The organism is Leptolyngbya sp. PCC 6406 (assembly GCF_000332095.2).
GTDB lineage: Bacteria > Cyanobacteriota > Cyanobacteriia > Phormidesmidales > Phormidesmidaceae > PCC-6406.
In genome coordinates this window covers 1,201,903-1,227,359 of sequence record NZ_KI913949.1, presented here as the reverse complement: position 1 = coordinate 1,227,359, position 25,457 = coordinate 1,201,903, and the positions used below count along the sequence as shown (strand labels likewise).

Annotated in this window: 11 protein-coding genes; 6 read left to right on the top strand and 5 right to left on the bottom strand. The window is 56.3% G+C overall.

Features of this window, described 5'->3' with window-relative positions; all coding sequences use genetic code 11:
• Positions 1 to 11 precede the first annotated feature (11 nt).
• Entirely contained in the window at positions 12 to 1,370 is a 1,359-nt protein-coding gene (locus tag LEP6406_RS0205720) for a pentapeptide repeat-containing protein (RefSeq protein WP_008314583.1), read from the bottom strand.
• Between the two features lie 483 nt (positions 1,371 to 1,853).
• Here LEP6406_RS0205720 and LEP6406_RS0205710 point away from each other — a divergent pair, with 483 nt between their 5' ends.
• Positions 1,854 to 3,386 (top strand): site-2 protease family protein, encoded by a 1,533-nt coding sequence (locus LEP6406_RS0205710; RefSeq protein ID WP_008314582.1) that lies wholly within the window; start codon positions 1,854 to 1,856, stop codon positions 3,384 to 3,386.
• 7 nt (positions 3,387 to 3,393) lie between these two features.
• Here LEP6406_RS0205710 and LEP6406_RS0205705 read toward each other — a convergent pair whose 3' ends face one another.
• Complete coding sequence (locus LEP6406_RS0205705) at positions 3,394 to 4,155, bottom strand: metal ABC transporter ATP-binding protein (protein ID WP_263971138.1); 762 nt, start codon at positions 4,153 to 4,155, stop codon at positions 3,394 to 3,396.
• 77 nt (positions 4,156 to 4,232) lie between these two features.
• On the opposite strand from LEP6406_RS0205705, the gene LEP6406_RS0205700 reads away from it, so the two are divergent.
• Entirely contained in the window at positions 4,233 to 5,351 is a 1,119-nt protein-coding gene (locus tag LEP6406_RS0205700) for a metal ABC transporter solute-binding protein, Zn/Mn family (protein ID WP_008314579.1), read from the top strand.
• A gap of 94 nt (positions 5,352 to 5,445) precedes the next feature.
• Here LEP6406_RS0205700 and LEP6406_RS0205695 read toward each other — a convergent pair whose 3' ends face one another.
• Positions 5,446 to 5,988, bottom strand: a complete 543-nt coding sequence (locus LEP6406_RS0205695; protein ID WP_036028191.1) for a pyridoxamine 5'-phosphate oxidase family protein — start codon at positions 5,986 to 5,988, stop codon at positions 5,446 to 5,448.
• A gap of 160 nt (positions 5,989 to 6,148) precedes the next feature.
• A complete protein-coding gene (locus tag LEP6406_RS26730) occupies positions 6,149 to 7,291 on the bottom strand; it encodes an S-layer homology domain-containing protein (protein ID WP_051463623.1) in 1,143 nt (380 codons plus the stop codon).
• Between the two features lie 381 nt (positions 7,292 to 7,672).
• Here LEP6406_RS26730 and LEP6406_RS0205685 point away from each other — a divergent pair, with 381 nt between their 5' ends.
• Entirely contained in the window at positions 7,673 to 10,399 is a 2,727-nt protein-coding gene (locus tag LEP6406_RS0205685) for a DEAD/DEAH box helicase (RefSeq protein WP_008314574.1), read from the top strand.
• Positions 10,400 to 10,427: 28 nt separating this feature from the next.
• Positions 10,428 to 11,387: a bestrophin family protein gene (locus LEP6406_RS0205680; RefSeq protein ID WP_008314573.1), complete on the top strand. Its 960-nt coding sequence runs from the start codon at positions 10,428 to 10,430 to the stop codon at positions 11,385 to 11,387.
• 360 nt (positions 11,388 to 11,747) lie between these two features.
• Here the strand turns inward: LEP6406_RS0205680 and LEP6406_RS0205675 are convergent, their stop codons facing one another.
• Positions 11,748 to 13,910 (bottom strand): S9 family peptidase, encoded by a 2,163-nt coding sequence (locus LEP6406_RS0205675; RefSeq protein WP_008314571.1) that lies wholly within the window; start codon positions 13,908 to 13,910, stop codon positions 11,748 to 11,750.
• 300 nt (positions 13,911 to 14,210) lie between these two features.
• Here LEP6406_RS0205675 and LEP6406_RS30005 point away from each other — a divergent pair, with 300 nt between their 5' ends.
• Both LEP6406_RS30005 and LEP6406_RS32680 read left to right on the top strand, forming a co-directional pair.
• Positions 14,211 to 16,805, top strand: coding sequence for a CHAT domain-containing protein (locus tag LEP6406_RS30005; RefSeq protein WP_008314569.1), 2,595 nt, complete (start codon positions 14,211 to 14,213; stop codon positions 16,803 to 16,805).
• Positions 16,806 to 17,140: 335 nt separating this feature from the next.
• On the top strand, positions 17,141 to 25,372 hold the full coding sequence (locus LEP6406_RS32680; RefSeq protein ID WP_051463622.1) for a PAS domain S-box protein: 8,232 nt from the start codon (positions 17,141 to 17,143) through the stop codon (positions 25,370 to 25,372).
• Positions 25,373 to 25,457 lie beyond the last annotated feature (85 nt).

Sequence of the window (25,457 nt, the reverse complement as noted above, 5' to 3'; positions counted from 1 at the left end):
AGAATGTGGTCTCAGGAGTCCAAGCAGTTGGGGATGCCGTCACAGCCACCGGGAATGGTCTGGCGGGTGGCTTCTCCACCCCAGCGGCAACAATATTGGCGTTGTTCCTCCGATAGGCGCTTGACCTGGAAGAAATTGGCCCCTTCTACCACTGCTCCAGTGTGGGCTCCTGTCCCGTAGTCGGGCAACTCGGTGCGGCTACGGGGAGAGGCTGTTTCGATAGAGCCGTAAAACAGCCGTGTATTCATCAGGTCAGCTTGGTTGAGCAGAGCGCAGTAGAGGATGGCGCGGCTGAGATCGGCGCGGGCTAGATCGCAGCGGCTGAGGTCAGCTCGTACGAGGTTGGCTTCACTCAGTTCAGCCCAGCGCAGATCGCTACCTGCCAAATCAGCCCCCGCAAGGACGGTATTTAGGTCAATCACCCGGACACCCTGGGCACGGTCTTCGGCATAGCCCCCTTCGCCGTCCAGAATGGGGCGGCCTAGGTGCCGGTCGCGCTTCAAGGGCGTCAGCAGTTTTGACCGCGATAAAAAGCGAATAACTTTGGCCTTGCCGGAAGCGTCTACGCTGGTCAGGATAGCGGCAGTGCGGGCTTCCGCAATGATCCGCTCTTGGGGCCAGTCCTCCAACATGCCTTCGTCATCGAGTACCAATTCGGAAATACCCTGAAAGTAGGCGTCAATAGTTTGCTGCTGGGTAATGCGGTTTTGCTGGGTGGTCAGATCGCGGGAAATGACGTACTGCTGCCAAGCTACATAGAGGGCCAGCATCGCCACAAAAATCTGCCCAAAGGCTCCTAAAAAATCCCCTAGGGCACCGACCACCTCCCAGCGAATTGTGCGCCCCCAGACTAGGATGGCTTGGGTCAGACCCACTGCCCGCATGAGTCCAAAGCTGCCAAGCAAGAAAGCGGGCACAACAATGAGTAAGACCTGCTGCTGGGGAGAGAGTCGTACCAGTAGTCCCCGCAGGGAGGGCCATAGGAGCCGCCAAGATAGGCTAACCGTCACTAAAGCCCCGGCCAAAATGAGCCAGTTGCTATCTAGGACAAAGCCCGCCAGCAGTGCCACCATGCCCACCAACAGCGTTAAGGCTAGGGAAGTTGTGGGCTGTACCCACAGTGCGGGGCGCGGGATCATGGCGGGCATATCCCCTTCACGACTCGGTATCGGTTTAGAAGGATCTTGTTTAGAAGAATCTGGGTGATGTCTCCCATCGGTGTTGGCGGCGGAGAAGGGCTTTAGGGCTGGGGCGCTAGACTGCCCATGGGGGAGGGTGCCATTAGATTTGGCGGCATCAGATTTGGCGTCCTGGAAAGCGGGTTCCCCAGGCTCAGCGGTAGGATGAGGGGTTTCAGCGTCAGCAGCCATGGGCGATCATAGTTTCCGATAATACATAGCAATCCCATTTGATTTCTGAAGATCTTCGTAGCGTGGGTGAAGCGAAGCGTAACCCACGGAACAAAACGCTTGCTCAAAGCTCATGCAGGATCGCTATAAACCTTGCCCAAGTCCAGAAGTGGAGTTTCCCCGCCGGGGAAACTCCACTTCTGGACTTGGTATAGATCCCGGATCCCGTAGATTTCGATAAGCAGATCCCGATCCCGATAATCCAGATCTCGATAATCCAGATCCCGATACACAGATCACAATGAAGCCAGAATTCTCGCTCAATTTAGCGCTTCTGAAGCATAGGAACAATGGGAATCCCAGAATGCGAGGGGATATCCGAACGGGATAGTGCGATGGGGCGGGGACTCGACTCAGTTAAAGTATTCAATGTCTGGCAATAATCATCGGTCATCAAGGCCGGATGTATCTGGACCTGAGAACTGGCGCGTTGGGGGTTAGGGCATGATTACCCTGCTGCTTTTGTTGGCTGCGGTGGGATTATTGGGCTGGGGGTTCTATCGAGCTTGGCCCTATGGCAAGCTGGGGCTTTTTGCTTGGCTCCAGTCCGTTGTCTTGATGGCTCCCTGGCTACTCTTTTTTGCCTTGTTTGCCCTGGGGGTATACCTCAACTTGGCGGTGGTGTTGGGGTTAGTTCTGGGCTCGGCGGGTATTTACGTCTATCTAGGACGCCAATTACGCAAACTGGGACAGGCAGAACTGTTGGCCCAGCGGGCAGCAGCACTAACCCAGACCGATGGGGTGACCGATGCCGATGCTAGGGGTCCGGATGAGGTATCAGGGGAGTCAGCAAGTCATGGCTCGGATGATGCGGCAGAATCGACTGCTGGGGCAACTATAGCCAGCAATGCCGTTGAAGCCATTCCCGAGATACCAGCGGCGGATCGCACTGCCCTGGAGGGTATTTTCGGTGTGGATACCTTCTTTCGCACTGAGACGGTGCCCTATCAACAGGGGGCTATTTTTCGGGGTAATCTCAGGGGCACTCCAGAGGACACTCTAATAAAGCTCAACGCCCTGAAGGCGGAGCGGGTGGGAGATCGCTATCGGCTGTTTTTGATCCAAGACCCCAGTAGCAAGCCCGTGGTAGTGGCGTTGCCCAGCGAGACCGACCCCAGCCCCCTGACTACGCCGCAGAAGGTACTGGCGGTAGTGTTGGCGGTGATGACGTTGCTCACTTGTCTGGAAGCAAGTGGCCTGTTGATGGGTATTGATCTGGCGGCCACGCCGAATCAATGGATCCAGGTGTGGCCGGTAGCGGCGGGTATTATTTTCATCCTGGTGGCCCATGAGGTGGGTCATTGGTGGATGGCGCGGTGGCGGCAGGTGAAACTGAGCTGGCCCTTTTTTCTGCCAACTTGGCAGATTGGCTCTTTTGGGGCAGTGACCCGGTTTGAGTCGAACCTGCCAGACCGCAGCACGCTATTTGATGTCGCGATCGCGGGTCCAGCGGCAGGGGGGCTGGTGTCTTTGGTCATGTTGTTTATGGGCTTAGTCCTCTCCCACCCCGGCAGTCAATTTCAGGTCCCAGCCCAGTTTTTCCAGGGCTCGATCTTGGTGGGGGCTTTGGCTAAGAGCGTCCTCGGCTCAGCCCTGTCCCAACCCTTAGTGGATGTGCATCCCCTGACCCTCGTTGGCTGGCTGGGGCTAGTGATCACTGCCCTGAATGTGATGCCCGCTGGCCAACTGGATGGAGGCCGGATTGTGCAGGCTATTTATGGTCGCAAAGTAGCGGGTCGGGCGACGGTCATTACGCTGATCGTGCTCGCGATCGCATCCCTGGCCAATCCCCTGGCCTTATACTGGTCCGTCCTGATTTTGTTTCTCCAGCGCACCCTGGAGCGTCCGGCGGAAAACGAACTGACGGAGCCCAACGACGCTCGGGCAGCCCTGGGACTCTTGGCCCTATTTCTCATGCTGGCTACCTTGGCTCCCCTCACCCCCAGTTTGGCTGGGCGACTAGGCATTGGCGGGTAAGGCCAGGTTAACTGGCCCAGGGCGTAGGCGTAGGCATAGGAGACATCTGACGGTCTGGCATCGTGCGGAAGGCTTCGCCATAGGCTTGGCGAATATTTTCCAGGGTCATTACTGCCTGGGGTTTGTCGTTGGCCAACAGCCGACCATTCAAAAGCAGTAGGCGATCGTACCGTTGTAGTGCCTCCCCCCATTCATGGCAGCTCACCAGCAGGGTTTTGCCTTGGGTTTTGAGTTCAGTAAAGATTTCCAACATTACGGCTTCGGTTCTTTTGTCTATACCCGTAAAGGGTTCATCCAGCAAAAAGAGATCCGCATCCTGGGCTAAGGCTCGGGCCAAAAATACCCGCTGCTGCTGCCCACCAGATAACTGACCGATGGGCCGATGACTCAGCGTTGCCATCCCCACCCGCTCTAGGGCGGCTCGGACCCGTCCCCGCTGTTGTGGCGTGGGGGCATGAAGCCAGCCTGCCGCTAAGGTCTGGGACATGAGGGCCACGGTCCAAGCGGTGGCGGGATAGTCCCAGTCAATCTGCGATCGCTGGGGAACATAGGCCACCTTTTGCCGCTGCCACCGCAGGGGAGCCCCGCGATACAACACCCGTCCCTGGTAGCGCACTAAGCCCAGAATGGCTTGAATCAGAGTACTTTTTCCCGCTCCATTCGGCCCAATGAGACCCACCAATTCCCCAGGAGCCAATTGCAGCGATACCGCCTCTAGAGCCAAAGATCGCTGGTAGTTGACAGATAAATTTTCGATGTCTAACATCATTCAAAGTGGAATGAGAATCGTTCTCAAGCTTGTCCGCTAATCATAGCAAACTTGGTGAGGGTCAACACAGGGACTTTATGATGCGTCAAACCTTGCAGAAAATTGGGAAATGGATGGTCGTTATCGGCGGCCTAGGGCTAGGGCTGGCGGGGTGTGGCGCAAGCACCTCTACCCCCTCCGCCTCTGAATCTGTCGAACCCGACGGCGATCGGCCCTTAGTAGTGGCCACCAACGGGGTGATCTGTGATCTGGTACAGCAGATTGCTGCTGATACCCTCGATCTCACCTGCCTTCTGGAGGCAGGGCAAGATCCCCATGTCTATCGCCCCACCCCCTCCGATCGCCGCGCTATTGAAGAAGCCGACTTGGTGCTCTATGACGGCTATAACTACGCACCGGGGGTGATTCAAATGGTGACCTCGGCCAATACGGCAGGCTCACGGGTGCCCATCTATGAGGTGGCAGTGCCCGAGCCGCTCTTGGCCGCTGCCCACGACCATGACCACGGCCATGATGACCACGGCCATGACGACCACGGCCATGATGACCACGGCCATGACGACCACGGCCATGACGACCACGGCCATGACGACCACGGCCATGATGACCACGGCCACGGGGAAACAGATGCCTTGGTGCCCGATCCCCACGTGTACCAGAGTGCGGTCCACAGCGCCGCGATCGCAGAGGCCATCGGGACAGAATTGGCGACCCTCAACCCAACAGAAGCCGATCGCTATCAAACCCGCACGGCGAAACTGTCTGGGCAATTTCTGGCCTTAGATGACTGGATTCGAGAACAGGTGGCCACCGTACCCGAGGGTAACCGCCAATTGGTAACCACCCACGATGCCTTTCGCTACTTTGCCGATGCCTATGGTTTTGAGGTGGCAGGAGCCTTGAGTGGTCTCAGCACCCAGGAACAGCCCACAGCTGCCCGCCTCACCGCTCTAGTGGAGCAGGTAAAAGCGGCCCAAGTGCCCGCTATTTTTGCCGAATCCGCTACAAATCCCCAAGTGATTCAAACCGTAGCCCAGGAAGCAGGGGTAATGGTGCCCGACCAAGTCCTCTACGTGGCGGGACCAGGGGAAACGGGTTCTACTGGGGAGACCTTGCAGGCCATGCTGGTATCCAACACCTGCGTGATTGTGGTCGGCCTAGGCGGCACCTGCGATCCCGCCTCCGCTCCCGATTAGGGATGTGCCATTAATAGCGGTATCAATTCTGGGGAGAACCGAGTTTTATCGGCTTGTGTGGTTCTTTGGCCGGACTTGAGATTAAGGGGTGATATCAGGGGGCGTGTCCTTGCAACAGTGCTAGATCGAGTTGCACTTTGGTATCGATGAGTTGTGGGCCGATGGCAAGGCGTTCCCCCGTGACCCATACCGCATTGGGACGAAAGTGGTAGATGCGGCGGGGCGAGTCCCCCAGATAGTCTGTTGGGGTACGCTGGGGCCAGTTGTCGGCGCGCTGAAACAGTAGGGTCATGATCTCTGGGATGGCTGCGGGATCCAATTCCCCAGCGGTCCCGGCTAGATAAAGCCCCTGGCCCTGGCCTTCGGCACGATTGCTGGCATAAATTGCGATCGCGCATCGCCCCTGGTTGTCATAGAGGTTCTGGGAATGCTGGGACGCCGTGGCTGAAGACCAGTAAAGATGCCAGTCTGAGTCATAGGCGAAGAATACGGGAGAGGCCCAGGGTATCCCCTCAGGGGAACAGGTGGCGAGGGTGCAGTAATGGACCTGGGTCAAGATATTTCGGGCCTTAGCGATCACTTTAGGATGGTCCCCCTCCTGAGTATCGACCCATTGATTAGCAACAGTGGCGACCATAACAGTGTCCGACAGTCTGAACATGGTCAGGCAAGATGCCTGACCCACAAGAATTGCATATTAATAAGGATCCGGGTCTCTACGCGAATTGGTCAAAGTATAGTCCGGGCATCTCACCGATGGAGTCAGATGCCCGGACTCGCTTCATGAATCAGAACCGTTAGCGGGTGGGTGGAGTCCCCGGTGTGCGGCCATCTTCGTCATTGCTGCCGCCTCGGGGGCTAGAGTTGCCCGGATCACACCCTTCAGGACCGTTGCCGATGCCCTGATTGCAGTTCTGACGCTGACCGTCATCGTCGTCATCGTCATCGTCATCGTCGTCATCGTCGTCATCGTCATCGTCGTCATCGTCGTCATCGTCATCGTCGTCATCGTCGCTGCCGATGACACCTGTGTCAGTTTCCGTAACAGTTGAGGTATTGACGATGTAGGTGGAGGTGATCTCTTCCACTAAGCCCTGGCTAACCATAGCTTGGTACAGGAGGGCGCAACCCTCCGCTCGCGTCACCAGTGAAGACAGATTCAACTGGGAGACGTTGGGGTAGTTAACCATCACCCCTTTTTCCACTAGGGCCGCGATGATGACGCGATATTGGCTGGGGATGGTGTTGGCGTCGGTGAAGACACTGAGCAACTCATCCACACTCTTGCCAGAGGTGACCTCGGTGTAGCCCAGAGCTTGGGCCACCGACACCAACAAATCCAGCTTGGTCATGGTGGCTTCTGGATTGAAGGTGCCACTTTCCACATTCAAAAAGCCCATGGAATAGGCTTGGCGAATGGCACTGTAGGCCCAGTAGAACTGGGATACGGTGCGGAGGGTGGTCACTTCGCGCACAGCGGGCAGGTTAAAGGCACGGCTCACTAAAGCCGCGTATTGGCCTTTGGTAAGGTAGGCATTGGGCAAGAATTCTCCCTCGGGGAAGCCGCTGACTACGTTTACCGCTGCTAACCGATAGATGAAACTACTGGCCCAGTAGGTGGTAGTGATGTCGGTGTAGCTGACCTGGGTTGTGGTGGTCGTTGTGGTGGTCGTAGTTTGACTACTACCGCTGCTACTGCTGCCATCGTCGTCATCGTCGTCGTCATCATCATCGTCGTCGTCATCATCGTCATCGTCGTCGTCGTCGTCCTTAAGCTGAGCCTCCGCCGTTAACTGCGAAAATCCAGGTTGGGAAAAGGGAGATTGTCCCTTGTCGGCAGCCGCTTGAGCGGTGGTCCCCATCAGGACCGGAGCAAATAGGGGCGCAATCAAGGCCGCCAATACCCATAGGGAAATCCCATTTAATAGAGAACGAAGCATTATCTGACCCATAAGTTCACGCACTGATTTTTACTGGCAAATTAGGTAGTCGCCCCCGATGATTCCTGCGCCTTGATCGAGGCCGAATTGCAGGTTTGAGATCATCTCAGTGATCGTTCATGGAGCACCCTCTTGCCTGGATGGCATGACTCCGTTTTCTGCCAGAAGTTTCCCAAAAGGCGATTACGCCAGAATATGGGCGAATTTCCGGCTGTTGCCACGTCATCTCCATACTGTTCAATCCGGTCGATCTGTTTCAGCGCAATTCCTATTCCGAATCTGGGTAGAGGCTCCCAGGGGCAATCAATCTGCTAGGGCCAGAAGTTTCGACACTGCATAGACGCACTAAAATGGCGATGTCCCCAGTTTCCAGGCAGTTCCGTGCGTGATTTGGCCGAATTATTTCCGTTCCCCCTTGATAAATTTCAGCTCGACGCTGTTCACGCATTGGATGAGGGAAAGTCCGTCGTGGTCTGTGCGCCTACCGGATCGGGGAAGACTCTGATTGGGGAATATGCTATCCACCGCGCCCTAGCGAACGGTAAACGGGTGTTTTATACCACTCCGCTAAAGGCCCTATCGAACCAAAAGCTGCGGGACTTTCGGGAGCAATTTGGTTTTGATCAGGTGGGGCTGCTGACGGGGGATACCGCTATCAACCGGGATGCCCCCGTGGTGGTGATGACCACGGAAATCTTTCGCAACATGCTCTATGGCACCCGCATTGGGGAGGTGGGCACCTCTCTGCAAGATGTGGAGGCGGTGGTGCTGGACGAGTGCCACTATATGAATGATCGCCAGCGGGGCACGGTCTGGGAGGAGTCGATCATTTACTGTCCGCCGGAGATTCAACTGCTGGCCCTCTCTGCCACGGTGGAAAATGGCGATCAGTTGACGGACTGGTTAAGTAAAGTCCATGGCCCAACGGAGTTAATTTACTCCACCTTTCGCCCTGTGCCCCTGGATTTTCACTACTGCAATGGCAAAGGGCCGGGGCTGGGACCGCTGTTGGATGCGGACCAAAAGGAGATGCATCCGATTCTGAAGAAGCATCAGCGCCGTCGTCAACCCCAGTCGGGGCGGCGCGATCGCAGGGATGGGGTCAGTCTGCAATACGTGTTGTCCCAGCTCCAGCAGCGGGATATGCTGCCCGCTATTTACTTTATTTTTAGTCGTCGAGGGTGCGATCGCGCCGTCAATGAGATTGGTGATTTTTCCCTGGTGAACGAGGCGGAAGCGGCCCAGCTCAAGGGGATTATCGACGACTTTCTCAAGCACAGCCCCGAAGCCGCCCGTAGCGGTCAAGTTGACCCCCTGTATCGGGGTATCGCTGCCCACCATGCGGGCATTCTCCCCGCCTGGAAAGGGCTGGTGGAGGAACTGTTTCAGCAGGGTTTGATTAAAGTCGTCTTTGCCACGGAAACTCTGGCGGTGGGCATCAACATGCCCGCTCGCACCACGGTCATTGCCAACCTGTCCAAGCGTACCGATTCTGGCCATCGCCTGCTGATGGCCTCGGAGTTTTTGCAAATGTCGGGGCGGGCCGGACGGCGGGGCATGGATGAGCGGGGCAATGTGGTGACGGTGGAGACCCCCTTTGAAGGGGCTAAGGAGGCGGTTTATCTGGCGACGGTGGGGCCAGATCCCTTGGTGAGCCAGTTCACCCCCAGCTACGGTATGGTGCTGAACCTACTGCAAACCCACAATTTAGAAGAGGCACGGGAGCTGATCGAGCGCAGCTTTGGTCAGTATCTCGCCACCCTGCACCTACTCCCCCAGCAGCAGGCCATTGCTGCCCTCAAGGACACCCTAGAGCATCAGCGGGCACAGTTGGTGGGGTTTGATGAGGCGGTGCTGGCGGCCTACGAAAAGGTGCGGGAGCACCTACGGGAAGAAAAACGTCTGCTCAAAATCCTGCAACAGCAGGCGGCGGAGTTGCTGCTGGGGGATATGGGGGCAGCTCTGGCTTTTGCGATCGCGGGGACGATCCTATCCCTCAAGGGCAAACATATCCCCGTGGCCGACCCTATTCCCGCCGTTCTGGTCACCAAGGCCCAGGGATCGGGCCAGTTTCCCTACCTGGTCTGTCTGACCCAAGCGAACCAATGGTATGTGGTCACCGTGGCCGATGTGGTGGGGCTTCATGGCGAATATCCTCGGCTGGTGGCGGTGGATGGTCTCACGCCCCCCATCGATATGCCCCTCAAACCCGGTCAGCACCGCACAGGAAACGATATCACCGCCCTAATTGTCCACCAGATTCCCCAACCGCCTCCCCTAGAAGATACGGCTCCGGAGGTGAAGGAGCAGCTTGATCGGGTGCGGGAGTTGGATCGCCAACTCGCCACCCATCCCGCCCGTCAGTGGGGGAATCCTAAACTGCTGATGAAGCGATGGCGGCAGGTGCGGCGTTTAGAGGCAGAATTGCGCGATCGCACCACCGCCTTGGCCCAGTCCTCTGACCGCTACTGGCAGGAATTCGTCAACATCATGGCGGTCCTCACCCACTTTGGAGCCCTAGAAGCGGACCACCCTACCCCACTTGGTGAAATTGCCGCCGCCATCCGGGGCGACAACGAACTCTGGCTGGCCATTGCCCTAGCCTCCGGAGAACTGGACCACCTCTCGCCCTCCCAACTGGCCGCCGCCTGTGCCGCCCTGGTAGTGGAAAACAGCCGCCCCGATACCTGGTCTAACTACGACCCCTCGGCCTCGGTGCTAGATGCCCTCGGGGGTCTACGAAACCAGCGGCGAGAGCTGTTTCAGATCCAGCGCCAAGAGGACGTGAACGTTCCCATTTGGCTGGAATTCGACCTGATTGGCATCGTGGAGCGCTGGGCCGACATGGGGGAAGGGCAACTCTTTACCCTGCCCGCGTCTAACCCCGAGCAACCAGAGGCGGAGGACGAGGGGGAGGGCAAGGATTGGCCAGACCTCTGCGGCAACACCAGCTTAGACGAGGGAGATATTGTCCGAATTCTGCGGCGTACCCTCGATTTTCTGTCCCAGATTCCCCATGTGCCCCACATTGACGACAACCTGCGGACAACCGCCCGCCGCGCCGTGGCGCTCCTCAACCGTTTCCCTGTGAATGAGGTTCTGCCCTAAAGAATACATCCGATAAGGAATACACCCGATGCTGAGGCAGTTTATTAAAACCATGGCCTGTCGCGAAACCCACCATTGGTTTCTGGTTCTGTTTCGCTGGCAGGGTTCAGTGCTGCCCGCCGTGCTGCCCCGCGCGTTCTGTTGTGCTCTGTTTGGGGCCTTAGTGGCAGATTTCTATCGTCGCGGTTGGGCTATTTCTCTCCCTGTTTTGGGGTCAGTAGTCCCCAGTATTGTTCTGGGGCTGCTGCTGGTATTTCGCACGAACACGGCCTACGAGCGCTTTTGGGAAGGGCGAAAGATCTGGGGCCATTTGATCAACCTAAGTCGTAATCTGGCCCGCCACATTTGGGTCTCTGTAGACGAAAGGGTCGAGGCCGATCGCCATCACAAGATCAATATGCTGCGGTTGCTAGTGGCTTTTGCGATCGCACTTAAGCTGCACCTGCGGTCAGAACCCCCCAACGCCGAACTGGCGGCGATGATGACCCCTGAGCAATTCCAGAACCTACAGGCCATGAATCACCCCGCCCTTCAGGTAGCATTCTGGATGGCCGACTATCTCCAAGACTGCCACACCCAGGGTCGTATCAACACTTACCAACTCGCCGCCATGATGAATCTGATCAACGGCATGGTAGATGCCATCGGCGGCTGTGAGCGCATTCTCAAAACCCCCATCCCCTTGGCCTACAGTGTTCACCTCAAGCAACTCCTCATGCTCTATTGTCTGGCCCTACCGTTTCAAGTCGTAGACAGTATGCACGGTTGGACTGCCCTCATTGTGGGTCTCATCAGCTTCGCAGTTTTCGGCATTGAGGAAATTGGCATTGAGATCGAAAACCCCTTCGGCCATGATCCTAATGATCTGCCCCTCGACCTTATTTGCCTCACCATGAAACGGAATATCGAAGATTTGATTTCCCTGGCCCCCAGTTGTTCTCGCCCCCAGGAAGCAAATTTCTCTTCAGCCGCTCAGCGTCTCTGTTAGGAGAAAACCTAACAAGACCCAGGCAACGCGAGAGGTGTTGGGTCGCGCTGGTGCTTGACTCAACTACAAATTTATAGCGGTTCCCTAATGGATGAGGTACAGCCCAACTTGATAGCAATTCGGGGAACAAGGGGCTTAAGCCCCTTGCCTGTACTTACCCCGAGTGAGAACCGCTATAGGATTGGGCCAGGGGACGGGTTCCTTGAGGACAATCTCCCCCACCCCATTTACTGCTGTCTAGGAACCCGTCCCCTTTGCGGGTCTACCCCAGCACCACCCATCCACTGGGTCAGCGGGGCTTGACCCTGAGGTGCTAACACAGTAAATACACAGACTCCCAACGGTAAAGTTGACAGACCACTAGGGGGTGGTCAAATGGTGACGAAAAAATTCGATTTGCAGTTGGGCTGCAATCCGTTGCAGGCTGATGTCGAAGATGCTGTGACCTACCCCTTCAAACTCATACAGTGTTACGGGGACACCATTGGCATCGATGACATCGTGGAAGTTGCGGGCCATATCCACCTGCAAAAAGTCATCCGACCCGTGGAAAATCATCGTCGGGGTTCGGATCAAGTGGGCGTTGTAGAGGGGCGAGATCTGGCCGTATAGCTCCGGGGCTTCCATGGGGGTCTGCCCCGTCAGGTATGAGAGCAGGGCAGAATAGCCCAACTGCCACTCAGTAAAGGCATCCAGCAGCGAACATTGAGGATTGGCGGCGGCAAATACGCTCGGGAAGCGGGAGATGGCCTGGGCACTGTAGTAGCCCCCATAGGAGCAGCCCGTGACTCCCAACTGGCGTGGGGTTGTCCAACCCTGACTCACCAACTGGCCTGCAATCTCCACCCCCTCCAAAATGTCCACTTGGCCAAAGTTATTGCCGTCTGCCTGGAGTCGATAGGTCTCGGGGCCGAAACCTTCGCGCCCCGCCAAGGGCACCGCCAGGACGGAGATACCAAAATTGGGCAGCAGGTTATAGGGCATCTCCACCTCAACGGCGAACTCGTTGACCATGGAGAACCCTGGTCCCCCCTGTTGCCAAAAAACGATGGGGTTTTGGCGTGGGGGAAAGGCAGCGCCAGCGGGCTGGACTAGGAACCCTTCCCGAGGACCATTGCGGGTTTGAAAGGCGACGGGATTGACCTGAACCCGGTTACTGGAGGCCACATCACGATTGATATCGGTTAACGCCACTGGGGGACTATTGCCATCCAGGGCTAGGGAAAATAGTTCCGGCGGCTGGGTCACGGAGGAAAAGCTGTAGAAGACCGATCGGCCATCGGCGGTGACCTGCCAGGACTCACCATCCACACTACCGGGGGGCAGCGGTAGCGATCGCAGTTCTCCCGTAGGCAAGTCGTATAGGTATAAATGGCGATTTGTCCCCAGCGTGGCATGGAAGATCAGAGTATCCCCATCCACAAATCGCCCACTATTTTCCAAAGGACCGTCCAAGACGGGGTGCTCAATGGTAGTGATGGGAGTGCCATCGATGGCAAAAACCCGGTAGTAGGATCGCTGGGGAAATAGGTAGGTGGGATAGGCTCGTCCCACCACCTGTCCCGGCTCGTGGTATTTCACCAAGACCCGCTGACCATCGGGGCTTATGGCTACCCCCGCCACCACGTCCCCATTGCCATTCCCTACCCCCAGCTCCATTTGCAACGGTTCGGTCTGGGTCAAGTCATAAACCTTAACCTGGCTTTGCTTCAGAAAAACATTGTCCTCAGGGGGGGTGCGCCCGAGGGCATCCTGGCTGACCGGATCTGCCAAATTGGGACTAAAGGGGGTGCGATCGTACAGCGATCGCACCTCAGTAGAGGCAATCAAAACAGCCACCTGCTGCCCATTGGCAGACCAGGAAGGAGGCTGAAGATCGGTCTGGGTAGGAATCCGGCCCACCTCAATCCGCCCCAGGGATCCCAAGGACACCAGGTAAATAATGTCCTCCTCCTCACCGTAGACCTGGAGCGCAAACCCCGATAGGTCTGGGGCCGCCCCCAAAATTTGCCCCGATTCCGCCTCCGTAGGGTACACCGTGGTCCGGGAAACAATGCCCGTAATGCGGTTGATGGAGACAATTTCCCAGGGACCAAAGAACCCTTCCTGGACAAATCGGATCGTCGTATTGTCTACCCAGCGAATGGGTAGGGCAGGGCTCACCACCTCATAGCTCAGGGCTGCGGACTCCTCCAGTTCCCCCGTCTTGAGGTTGAGTAACTGCACAGGACCGTTGCCATATTGGCTGAGGCGGTTGTAGCTGCTGACGATCAGGTATTCGCCATTGGGGCTGACATCGCTAAGGATGATCGGGCTCTGGGCGGCCTGAAGGATGTCGAGACGGTCCTGCTCCGCCTGGTTGAGACTCGGCAGCTCCTCTCCAGCCTCATAAAAGCCATAGGAGCCCACAGGCACGATTTCAGCGGCGACGGGACTTTTGCCCAGCGCGATCGCAACCCCCAACAGCAACAAAGAAAGGGCACAACGATTCCGGGGACCGAGGGGAAAGGAAAGACGGGGCATAGAGGGGAATCCCGGCAATAAAGCCTAAGAGCAGCAATGGTCTCCCTATTTCTATCCCAGAAGGGTTACGGCGTCCCACCATTACGGCAAATTCCTCACAATTTTTCCTTGTCCCTCTCGTCTCTTGCCCTTGTTTATCCCCAGCTCCAGATGGGCATGATCCATCCAGGGATCTACCCAGGGATTTCCTGAAATTCTGCCTTGCCCAGCAGTAGGGATAAAACTCCTGGGATACCCTGGAGAGAACCGAGAGCTAGGCGATGGCCTAGCCAGACTTGCCCCTGAGTCCCGATTGCACCTGTGCCCCAAGAATTTCACCTATCAATCACAAATCTCGGCCACGATCGCTACCTCATTCGCACCGAAGACATGGTGGATGGGGTTCCCGTGGCGGAGGCTTTGGTGACTTGGCCCGTGGACGAGTGGTTAAAGCGATCGCAACCCGCCATGGATGATCCGATCTTAGGGTTGTTGCAAGGACGCTCCCCCAGTGCTCAAAGCACCGGCGAAGATCTGACGGCTCTGGGTAAAGACCTGTACCAGGCGTTGTTTGAGCAGGATGCCATCCGAGAGAGCTGGCATTGCGCCCAAGGCATTGCCCAACACCACCAGCAGTATCTCCGGCTGCGTCTGGGGTTCAAGGATAGTCGCCTGCAACGGCTCCCCTGGGAAGCGCTCCATAGCCAGCGACAGCTTCTAGCAAATCGCATTAACCTAATTTTTGCTCGCTATTCTGCCGAAATGGTGGCAGTGGCCGAAACTCGACGGCCTCCGGTTCTACCGAAGGGAAATCAGCCTCTGCGGGTGTTGATGGTGGTGGCCAGCCCGGATGATCAAACCCGGCTCAACCTGCGCCAAGAGGTGACATACATTCAGAAAAGTCTGAAGGAGACCGCTGGCACCGTGCCTCGGGTCCAAATCACGGTGCTAGAGCAGCCCGATCGCAGTGCCCTGACCCAGGTGCTAGAACAAGGCAACCATCAGGTGTTGCACTATGCGGGCCACAGCGACTTTGGGGAAACAGGGGGCGATCTGCACCTTGTCAATCAACATACCGGCCTCACAGAACGTCTCAGTGGTGAGGACTTAGCGGGACTGCTGGTACACAACAATATTTACTTGGCGGTGTTTAATTCCTGCCGCAGTGGTCATTTGGCGGGGGACGACGCCGAAATGGACTGGCGGCAGCAAAACCTGGTGCAGGCATTGGTGAATCGGGGGGTTCCCAGTGTCATCGCCATGGCGGAGCGTATTCCCGACCCGGTGGCAGCAGCCTTTACCCGGAGTCTCTACAAGAATATTAATGAAGGTTACCCCATTGACCTGAGCCTCAAGTTCACCCGCCAGAGTTTGGTGTCTGAATTTAGCTCCGATCGCCATTACTGGTTGCTGCCGGTGCTGTATTTGCAACCGGAATTTGACGGCTGTTTAACAGAGCGCGATCGCACTGCCGCTGAACGACTCAACCCCTGGGACAACGACGATAATTGGGCTACCCCAGAGGCCCATTCAAACCCTGCTAATGACGCCCTTACCGGACGGGATCCCGGACCTAGCATTGATTTTGAACCTGATGCTAAAACAGCCCCCAACCCTGGGACTGAGATGGATGTCCCATCCAACTTCGATCAAGGCGCAGCCCTACCCCTTTCTCTTCTGGATCCAGATACCTTCACCCCAGAAGACACCAGCCTGGACCCTACCGACGCCAGCGTGGCCCAGTTGGTGGAACAGTTATCCCAACCTGGCTCTGAAGCGTCAACAATAGACATCCCCGATCTCGCCGCCCAGGAAGAAACCCTACTGCCAGACAACTCCCTGAAGCAGGGCTTGGGCATTTACGAAGAAGCCCTAGGTAACTCCCCTGACAACCCAACACCCCCCCCTAGCTATACCCTCCCCGAACAGGAGCGATCGATCCCCCCCTATCGAGGTCTGTACCATACCCCCTTGACAGCTCGCCCCAATCTTGGCGATGAAAACCGTTCCACCTTTCCCCTTTGGATGCTTGTAGCAGGTCTGGGAGTAGCAGCCACCCTGGCTCTTGGTACCATTACCATTCTTGTCCGCACTGACCCCAGGGCCACCCCAACCGCAACCTCTGGGACTATCACCAGCAGCGATCCTGACATTCTGCGAGATCAAGCCCAGACAGCCCTCCAGGCCGGAGACTATCAGACTGCCCAGACCCTATTGACTCATTTGCTAGAGCCCACCGTGCAGGCAAGAATCGGCAATCTCTTAGACCCCAACGAACAAGTCCGCACCCTGCTGGTGGGCTACGAAGACGAACAACTGCTGTTTGTCAAAGGCCGAGCCTATTGGCAAACCTACAAGTTGGAGGTGGGAGAAACGCCGGGATTAGCCCAAAGCCCCACCGCCATTGAAGCCCTCGACACCGCCGCCACTGCCTGGGCCGATCTGGTGGAGCGCCGGACCCTGTCTCCAGAGGGGTTGGTCGCCCTGGGATTTGCCCGCTATGCCCAGGGTCAGGTGGATGAAGCCATTCGTCTCTGGGAGCAAGCCGTGGATAAGGTGGAACTGGATCAGCGATCGCGCCAGCCCGACCCCGCCACAGCCCCCCTACAAGAACCCATTGTGCTCCATGCCTATGGGGGGTTAGTTTTGGCCTACTTCCAGATTGCCACTGCGGATCTAGATGCTGATACTACGGCCAGAAACCGTGCTTTTGCGCTCAGCTATCTAGAGGATTTGCAGAACCTAGACCCCGAGGGCGGGTTAAGCCCGACCACCCTAGCAAATGCTGTTGGCGGCTCTTCCGGCCCCCAATACAGTTGGCTCTGGACAGCGCCCCTGTTGGGAGAATGGTCTACCGCCTATGCCGCCCTGATGCCGGAGCTTGCCCCTGGTACTCAGCCCCAGACCGCCCCCTAACCCACCCTTCACCCTTCGACTCCGCTCAGGTTTCACAAAATCCCTTCACCCTTCGACTCCGCTCAGGTTTCACAAAATCCCTCCACCCTTCGACTCCGCTCAGGTTTCACAAAATCCCTCCACCCTCCCCTCCCCAATATCGGCTACCCGCTCACCGAGCAACCCGGTGACCCATGGATAACGATCGCACTGACCAGCCTCCCAGCTCACCCCCGTCGGGGGGATCGAAACTACACTAAAACCAAATTGTGACCTATGATCGTGACTTCATACATGTGTCTTTTGATACCAGCTAAATTTATGGCTGCGGATAACCCAAACTCATGATTAGGGCAATGAAAGTTGATCTCACAGCGGCGATTGTTCCCAGCCCCCTGACCGTTACACCAGAGACTCTGGTACAGGATGCGATCGCCCTGATGAGCAGCGTGCGCACCCTTTGCTCTACTGACCGCAACCCCACTTCTAATGACAATCTACACCTAGAGCACCGCTCCAGTTGTGTGCTGGTAGTAGTGGAAAACGACCTGGTGGCAGGTATCTTGACCGAGCGGGATGTAGTACGCCTCAGTGCCCAGCAGCAGCCCCTCGATCAACTTTTAGTAGCCGAAGTCATGGCCCAGCCGGTGATCACCCACCGTCAATCTGACCTCACTGACCTATTCAGCACCATTCATCTGTTAAAGCATCATCACATTCGTCACCTGCCGGTGGTGGATGATCAGAATCGCCTGGTGGGTCTGCTCACCCACGAAAGCCTGCGGCAGTTGACCCGCCCCGTGGACTTGCTGCGGCTGCGGCTGGTGCAAGAGGTGATGACCGCAGATGTCCTCTGCGCGGCACCCGATAGCGCCATGCTAGAAATTGCGCAACTGATGGCCGATCGTCGGGTGAGTTCAGTCGTGATCACGCTGCCGGGTGGTAGCACCGATGCCCCCTTTCGGCGGGCGGTAGGGCTGCTAACAGAGCGAGATCTAGTGCAGTTCCAGGCTCTGGGGCTTAGTTTGACCACAACCACGGCCCAAACGGTGATGAGTAGCCCCGTGTTTGCCGTTGCCCCCCAAGACTCCCTGTGGACGGTGCAGCAGGTGATGGAGCAGCACAGAATTCGCCGGGTGATTGTGGCGGGGGAGCAGGGGGAGTTGCTGGGCATTGTCACCCAAACCAGCCTGCTGCAAGCCTTTAACCCAATCGAACTGTACCAACTGGCGGAGGTGCTTGAGCAAAAGGTAGTACACCTAGAAACGGAGCGGATTGCCCTGCTCCAGAGCCAGTCGGCGGAGTTGGAATGGCACATAACAGAGAGCAACCAAGCGATACGGATGCAGGCGGAAATCGATCGCCTGTTACAGGGCTTTGCCCTGGCGACCACCCATCTGATGACCCTCCAAGATGGCCACGAATCGGTACAGGCCGCGTTGGATGCTTTAGGATCTGCCCTCAGAGTCGATCGCAGCTATATTTTTGAAAATCATCCTCACCCCAAAACGGGGGAGATGGTTCTAAGCCAGCGCTGGGAATGGGTGGCTGAGGGCGTAACCCGCCAAATTGACAACCCTGAGTTACAAAACATCCCGGTTGATAAAGTTCTTCCGAACTGGTATCAAAGTCTTTCTCAGGGTCAGACCGTGGGTGGTTTAACCAAAGACTTTCCCGAAGAGGAGCAAGCCCATCTACGGCCCCAAGGCATTGTGTCCATTTTGCTAGTCCCTATTTTTATTGAGGACTATTTTTGGGGCATGGTTGGATTTGATGACTGTCACGAGGAACGGGTTTGGGAAAACAGCACTCAATCGGCCCTGAAGTCGATCGCTGGCACGATTGGCAGTGCCATTGCCCGACGGAGAGCTGAAGCCAATGCGACGTTGCTAGCTAAGCGTCTCCAAGAGGCCCAGCGCCTTGCCCATGTCGGCAATTGGGAACAGGATCTCCAGCGCCATACCTTCTACTGGTCAGAGGAAGTTTTTCGCATCCTCGAAATCGATGCGCAGCAAATCAGTGCTTCCTATGAAACCTTTCTCGGTTTGGTACATCCCGACGATCTCACCCTCGTTGACGAAGCCTATGCAAACCATCTGCGCAGTCGCCAGCCCACTAGCCTAGTGCATCGCCTGCAAATGCCCGATGGTCGCATTAAGTATATGCAGGAGTGGTGGGAAACGACCTATAGTGCTGACGGCGCTCCCCTGATCTCGCGGGGTACAGCCCAGGACATTACCCAACAGCAAGAAGCCGAACTTTGCCGCGAACGGGCCGAAGCCGCTCTGCGCCAAGTAATCGAAGGGACTGCTGCTGTGACCGGGGAAGCCTTCTTCCCTGCCCTAGTGCGCCACATTTCCGCAGCCCTAGGGGTTCGCTATGTTTCGATTGATCAAGCGATGCCAGAGGGCTTTCAAGTCTTGGCCTTTTTTGCCGATGGCGAACTTTCCCCCCCTCTATTTCTGCCCTACAATGAACTCCCCTGTTGCTTCAAATCGCTCCAAACGGGAAGTTGTTGTCACCCTTCGGGGGTGCAAGCGCTGTACCCTGGCAATGCCCTTTTTCATGACCTACAGGTAGACAGTTATCTCGGAGTCAGGCTGCAAAATGCAGCAGGAGATCCCATTGGCAATCTCTGCATTCTCCATGATGCCCCCTTGGCTGATCCGGATTGGGCGCAAACCCTGCTCTCTATTTTTGCTGCCCGTGCCGGAGCTGAACTAGAGCGGTTAATGACGGCGCAGGCCCTAGAACAGCTTAATGGGGAGTTAGAATCTCGGGTGGCAGAACGCACCGCAGCATTGGCTGAACGGGAAGCTCTCCTGCAAGACTTCTTGGATAATGCCAATGACCTGATTCAAATGGTGGAGATTGACACTGGGCGGTTTGAGTTTGTGAATCGCGCTTGGCAAACTGTGCTGGGGTACACCACCGATGACGTGGCACAGTTGACTTGTTTCGATGTGTTAGCGCCGGATTGTCATCCCCACTGCCAAGCGATATTCGCGCAAATGCAATCCGGGGATATCACCCATTTAGATCCGATGGAACTTACCTTTGTGGGTAAGTCAGGGCAACGGGTGGTGGTAGAGGGGAATGTCAACTGTCGGTTTGTCACCGAGGCCGACGGTCGCCAACGCCCCGTCTCTACCCGAGGCATCTTCCGAGATATCACGGCTAGAAAAGCGGCAGAGCTAGAGCTAGAGCGGCGAGAAGCCCGCTACCGTGCCCTGATGGAAGGGGCCAGCGACGCCATTCTGCTGGCCAATCCCGAGGGATACCTGATTGAGGTCAACCCTCAAGCCGTAGATCTGATGGGGTACGAGCACCATGAGTTGGTGGGGATGCACTTCACCCAGCTCCACCCCCCAGAAGCTCTGTCTACTGTGTCAGAAGCCTTTGGATCCTTGGCCCAAGGGGGACGAATAGAGGTTTTAAACTTTGAGATCCTGCGGCAGGATGGGCAACGGGTGCCGGTGGATATCACGGGCTCAGTCATTGAGGTGGGGGAAGAAACCATTATTCAGGGCATCTTCCACGATATTCGGGAACGCCTGCAAGCGGAACAAGCCCTACGAGACAGCGAAATCCGCTTTCGGCGAGTATTCGAGTCCAACGTGGTGGGGATGATATTTGCCGACTTCAGTGGCCACATCAGCGACGCTAATGATCGCTTTTTAGACATGCTGGGCTATAGCCGCCAGGAGCTAGAGTCGGGCTGTTGCCTCAACTGGGCCGACTTAACCCCATCGGAATATCAGGCCCAAGACGAAGCTGTGATCGCCCACCTCCAGCACCACGAGGCCATCACCCCTTGGGAAAAAGCCTACCGCCACAAAGATGGGCATCTCGTTCCGGTGTTGATTGGGGTGGCGGTGCTGTCTCGCGAGGAGGGGAGTTGTGTGGGGGTGGTGGTGGATATTAGCGATCGCAAGCGCTATGAAATCGCCCTGCAAGAATCTCAACAATTTCTGCAAACCATCTTGGACACCGTGCCCCTCTCGGTGTTTTGGAAAGATCGAACCTCCAAATACCTTGGGGCCAACCAACGCTTTCTCCAGGATGCGGACCTCAGTTCTGTCTCAGAATTGGTGGGCAAAACCGACTTAGATCTACCCTGGGGCGCAACTGAGGCAGAAGCCTATCGCGCCGACGATCGCGCCGTCATAGACAGTGGCGAGGCCAAACTGGGCATTGTCGAAACCCTGCACCAAAAAGACGGAGCAGAAATTTGGTTGGAAACTAACAAATTGCCCCTCCGCAATCTGGCAGGAGACGTGATTGGGATTCTGGGCACCTATCAAGACATCACCGAACGTCGAAACGCCGACATTGCCTTACAACGCCAGTTGGTGGTAATCGAAGCCGCTATTAATGGCATCGCTATTCTTCAGAATGAGCGTTACCTATATCTCAACTCCTCCCATGTAGAGCTATTTGGCTATCAAAGTCCTCAAGAACTGATTGGACAAAGTTGGCGCGTTCTCTATTCTCCTGAGGAACTAGAACGGTTTGATCAGGAAATTTGGCCTGCTTTATACGAGCAAATGTCTTGGCGGGGAGAAGTGATGGCAACTCGCAAAGATGGGACCACCTTCCCTGAGCATTTGTCGCTGACACTCTCGCCAGATAACCTCCTGATTTGTGTTTGCGAGGATATCAGCGATCGCAAACAGACAGAAGCAGCCCTGAAAGAGAGCGAACAGCGCTATGCCATGCTGGCTCAGGCAGCACCCGTAGCCATTTTTCGCTTCGATCTTCAAGGGCAATGCACCTACGTCAACGAGCGCTGGAGTGAAATGACCGGGAAACCGATCGCCTCGGCCATGGGCGATCGCTGGCTAGAAACCATTCACCCTGATGATCGGGAGCGCAGCCAGACTGAAACCCAGCAATGGTTACAGTCGGGCACAGTAACAATGTTTCAAAATGAAGCCCGAATTTTGCGCGATGACGGCAGCATTGTCTGGTACTACTGTCAGGTTTTAGTTGAAACCGATGCCAACGGAACACAGACCGGGTACGTGGGCACCCTCACTGATATCAGCGATCGCATGAAAGCGGAACAAGCCCTACGGGACAGCGAGATCCGCTTTCGGCGAGTATTCGAGTCCAACGTGGTGGGGATGCTGTTTGCCGACCTGAGCGGTCACGTTACCGATGCCAACGATCGCTTCCTAGACCTCATTGGCTACAGTCGGGCCGACTTAGAGGCCCATCGCATCAACTGGGCACAGATCACCCCTCCAGAGTACGTTGAAGCCGACCAACGGGCGATCGACCAATTGCAACGCTATGGCGAGATCTTGCCTTGGGAGAAAGAGTACCTGCGCCCAGATGGCCGTCGCGTCGCGGTCTTAATCAGCGTCGCGTTGCTCTCTGCAATTGATGGTCGTTGTGTTTGTGTGGTGGTGGATATTAGCGATCGCAAGCGCTACGAAACCGCCCTACAAGACTCCCAGCAGTTACTGCAAACCGTGCTCGACACCGTACCCCTGTCCGTATTTTGGAAAGATCGGCAGTCGGTGATCCTCGGCTGCAACCAGCCCTTTGCTTCCGCCTCCGGGTTTGCCGAAGTTGCTGATGTGCTTGGTAAAAACAACTTCGACCTCGGCTTTACCCAAGCCGAAGCTGAAAGCTATACCGCTGATGATTACGAGGTGATGACCTCGGGCATTGCCAAGCTAGGAATTGAGGAAACAGTCACCCCTGCGGGCAGCCAACAGCGGTGGATTGAAACCAATAAACTGCCCCTGCGGGACGGAGCCGGGAACGCCATCGGCATTGTCGGCACCTTCCAAGACATCACCGATCGCAAACAAGCAGAAGAGGCCCTGCGGGAAAGTGAAGAAAAGTTTCGCCAACTCGCCGAAGTGGTCGATGCGGTCTTTTGGATTTTGCATCTGAACCGCACTGATCGGGTCTATGTCAGCCCTGCCTATGAGCGGATTTGGGGTCGCCCCTGCACCGAACTCTACGTGACCCCCGATGCCTGGGTTGAGATGATCCATGCCGACGACCGGGAGCAGGTGTTAGCGGCTATTCCCAAACAAATCCAAGGCACCTTCGACGAGGAATATCGAATCATTCGCCCCGATGGCACCCAGCGCTGGATTCATGATCGGGCCTTCCCCATCCGCAATGCCCAGGGAGAGATTTACCGCCTAGCCGGCATTGCTGAAGACATCACCGAGCGTAAACGCAGTGAAGAAGTTATTCGCCAGCAGGCCGCGCGCGAAACCGTACTGCGGGAGATCAGCCAGCGCATTCGCGAATCCCTCGACTTGCAAACCATTTTTGACACCGCCTGCGAGGAAATTCGCACCTGTCTCCAGGCCGACCGGGTGGGCATTTTCAAGTTCTACCCCAACACTGGCTACGACGATGGCGAATTTGTAGCAGAATCGGTGGTGAATGGCCTTTCCTCCGTGGTGGCTATCCGAGTCCATGACCACTGTTTTGGCGAAAACTATTCTACCCTCTATGCCCAAGGACGCTACCAGGTGGTGGATGACATCTACCACCCTGGTCTCACCTCTTACCATGCCGACATTTTGGCCCAGTTTCAGGTGCGGGCTAACCTAGTCATGCCGTTGCTCTGTAACCACGAGCTGTGGGGCTTGCTGTGCATCCATCAGTGTGATGGCCCCCGCCATTGGCACCAATCTGAAGTTGACCTAGGGCAGCAACTCGCCAACCAGTTAGCCATTGCCATTCAGCAAGCCATTCTCTACGAGCAGCTCCAGGCCGAACTGCAAGAACGCCAGCGGGCAGAGTCCACCATCACCCAGCAACTGCGGCAGCAAACAGCCTTGGAGCTGATCCTACAGCAGATTCGCAAGTCCCTCGACCTGCCAGAAATTTTGGCGATCGCCACCCAGCAAGTGCAGGAGCTTTTGCACAGCGATCGGGTGATTGTGTTTCAGGTTTACCACGATGGCCACAGCCGCATCGTCGAAGAAGCCGTCACCCCCGACCTGCCTAGCCTCAAGGCCATGCACTGGGAAGGTGAAACCTGGCCTCTGGACATTCTGGAACACTACTGGCAGGGACAACCCCGCATTGTGCCCGACGTGATGGATGATATTTGGACGGATTGTTTGGTGGACTATGCCCAAGCCGGACAGATTCAGTCCAAGATGGTAGCCCCCATTCTGCAAGAGTTACGCAGTGTCGAGGAGCATCGCTGGGTCTGCCCAGAAGGCAGCAATAAACTGTGGGGGGTGCTAGTGGTCCATGCCTGCCAGACCCAGCGGGTGTGGCAGGCAGACGAGGCCCAGCTCTTGCAGCAAATTGCCAACCAACTCGCGATCGCCATTCAACAGTCCAACCTGTTTGAGCAGTTGCAACAGGAACTCACCGAACGCCAGCAGGCGCAACACCAACTTACAGAACGCAACGAGGAGCTCATCCGCGCCACCCGCCTCAAGGATGAATTTCTGGCCAATATGAGCCATGAACTGCGCACTCCCCTAAATACCATCTTGGGCATGACAGAGAGCCTGCAAGAAGAAGACGTATTTGGGCCAGTTAACCCCCAACAACTGAAAGCTCTGAAAAGCGTCGAGCGCAGCGGTTTACACCTGCTGGAGTTGATCAACGATGTCCTAAATGTGGCCAAGATTGAAGCTGGTCAGATGGAGCTAGACTACACCTCCACTGAGATCGCCCTCCTGTGTCGCTCTAGTCTCACGTTTGTCAAGCAACCCGCCTTCAAAAAGCGCATTCAACTCACCGTCAATATGCCCCCCGACTTGCCAGAGATTACTTTAGATGAACGGCGTATTCGGCAGGTATTGATCAATTTGCTCAACAATGCGGTGAAATTCACCCCCGAAGGTGGACACATCACCCTTGATGTCACCCCCCTCACACCCTCACCACCCAGCAAGGAGCCCCTCTATCTGCGATTTGCCGTGACCGACACCGGCATTGGCATCACCCCTGAAGATCAGCAGCGTCTGTTTCAGCCCTTTGTACAGGTGGACAGTGCCCTCAACCGCCAATACCAGGGCACCGGGTTAGGGTTGGCCCTAGTTAAGCGCATTGTTGAGCTGCACGGAGGGCAGGTCGGTCTCACCAGTGCAGTGGGGGTGGGAAGTTGTTTCACCTTTGACCTACCCTATGGAGTGGAGATCGCGCTGCTGCCCACCCCCCTAGGCCCACAACCAGACTTATCCGCCACAACGCCACTCCAGACGGAGGCGGCCATTCCTGAAAGTAAGGCGCTAATTTTGCTGGCCGAAGACAACGAAGCCAGCATCAGCACGATGGTCAGCTATTTAGAGGCCAAGGGCTATCGGGTAGCAATAGCCAACAACGGCCAAGCCGCGATCGAGAAAGCCCAGCGCCTAAGACCTGACCTAATTTTGATGGATATCCAAATGCCGGGGATGGATGGACTAGAGGCGATTAGCCACATTCGCCGCGATCCAAACCTAGCCGATATACCTGTGATCGCCCTGACGGCCCTAGCCATGTCCGGCGATCGCGATCGTTGCCTTACCGCTGGTGCGACTGACTATTTAAGTAAGCCGGTCAGAATGAAGCAACTGGTCAAAAGGATCCAGACGCTACTAAACCCTTAGGGATGTGCGTCTAAATAAAGTACCGGAACCGTTGAGCACTGATTGTTTGATCAGGTGGTTGATGAGGTGGACACTTACCGTCAGC

Bases quoted from the DNA above. Each gene is read 5' to 3' on its own strand.
- LEP6406_RS0205720 (WP_008314583.1), bottom strand. From the start codon at position 1,370: ATGGCTGCTGACGCTGAAACCCCTCATCCTACCGCTGAGCCTGGGGAA.
- LEP6406_RS0205710 (WP_008314582.1), top strand. From the start codon at position 1,854: ATGATTACCCTGCTGCTTTTGTTGGCTGCGGTGGGATTATTGGGCTGG.
- LEP6406_RS0205705 (WP_263971138.1), bottom strand. From the start codon at position 4,155: ATGATGTTAGACATCGAAAATTTATCTGTCAACTACCAGCGATCTTTG.
- LEP6406_RS0205700 (WP_008314579.1), top strand. From the start codon at position 4,233: ATGATGCGTCAAACCTTGCAGAAAATTGGGAAATGGATGGTCGTTATC.
- LEP6406_RS0205695 (WP_036028191.1), bottom strand. From the start codon at position 5,988: ATGGTCGCCACTGTTGCTAATCAATGGGTCGATACTCAGGAGGGGGAC.
- LEP6406_RS26730 (WP_051463623.1), bottom strand. From the start codon at position 7,291: ATGCTTCGTTCTCTATTAAATGGGATTTCCCTATGGGTATTGGCGGCC.
- LEP6406_RS0205680 (WP_008314573.1), top strand. From the start codon at position 10,428: ATGCTGAGGCAGTTTATTAAAACCATGGCCTGTCGCGAAACCCACCAT.
- LEP6406_RS0205675 (WP_008314571.1), bottom strand. From the start codon at position 13,910: ATGCCCCGTCTTTCCTTTCCCCTCGGTCCCCGGAATCGTTGTGCCCTT.
- LEP6406_RS32680 (WP_051463622.1), top strand. From the start codon at position 17,141: ATGAAAGTTGATCTCACAGCGGCGATTGTTCCCAGCCCCCTGACCGTT.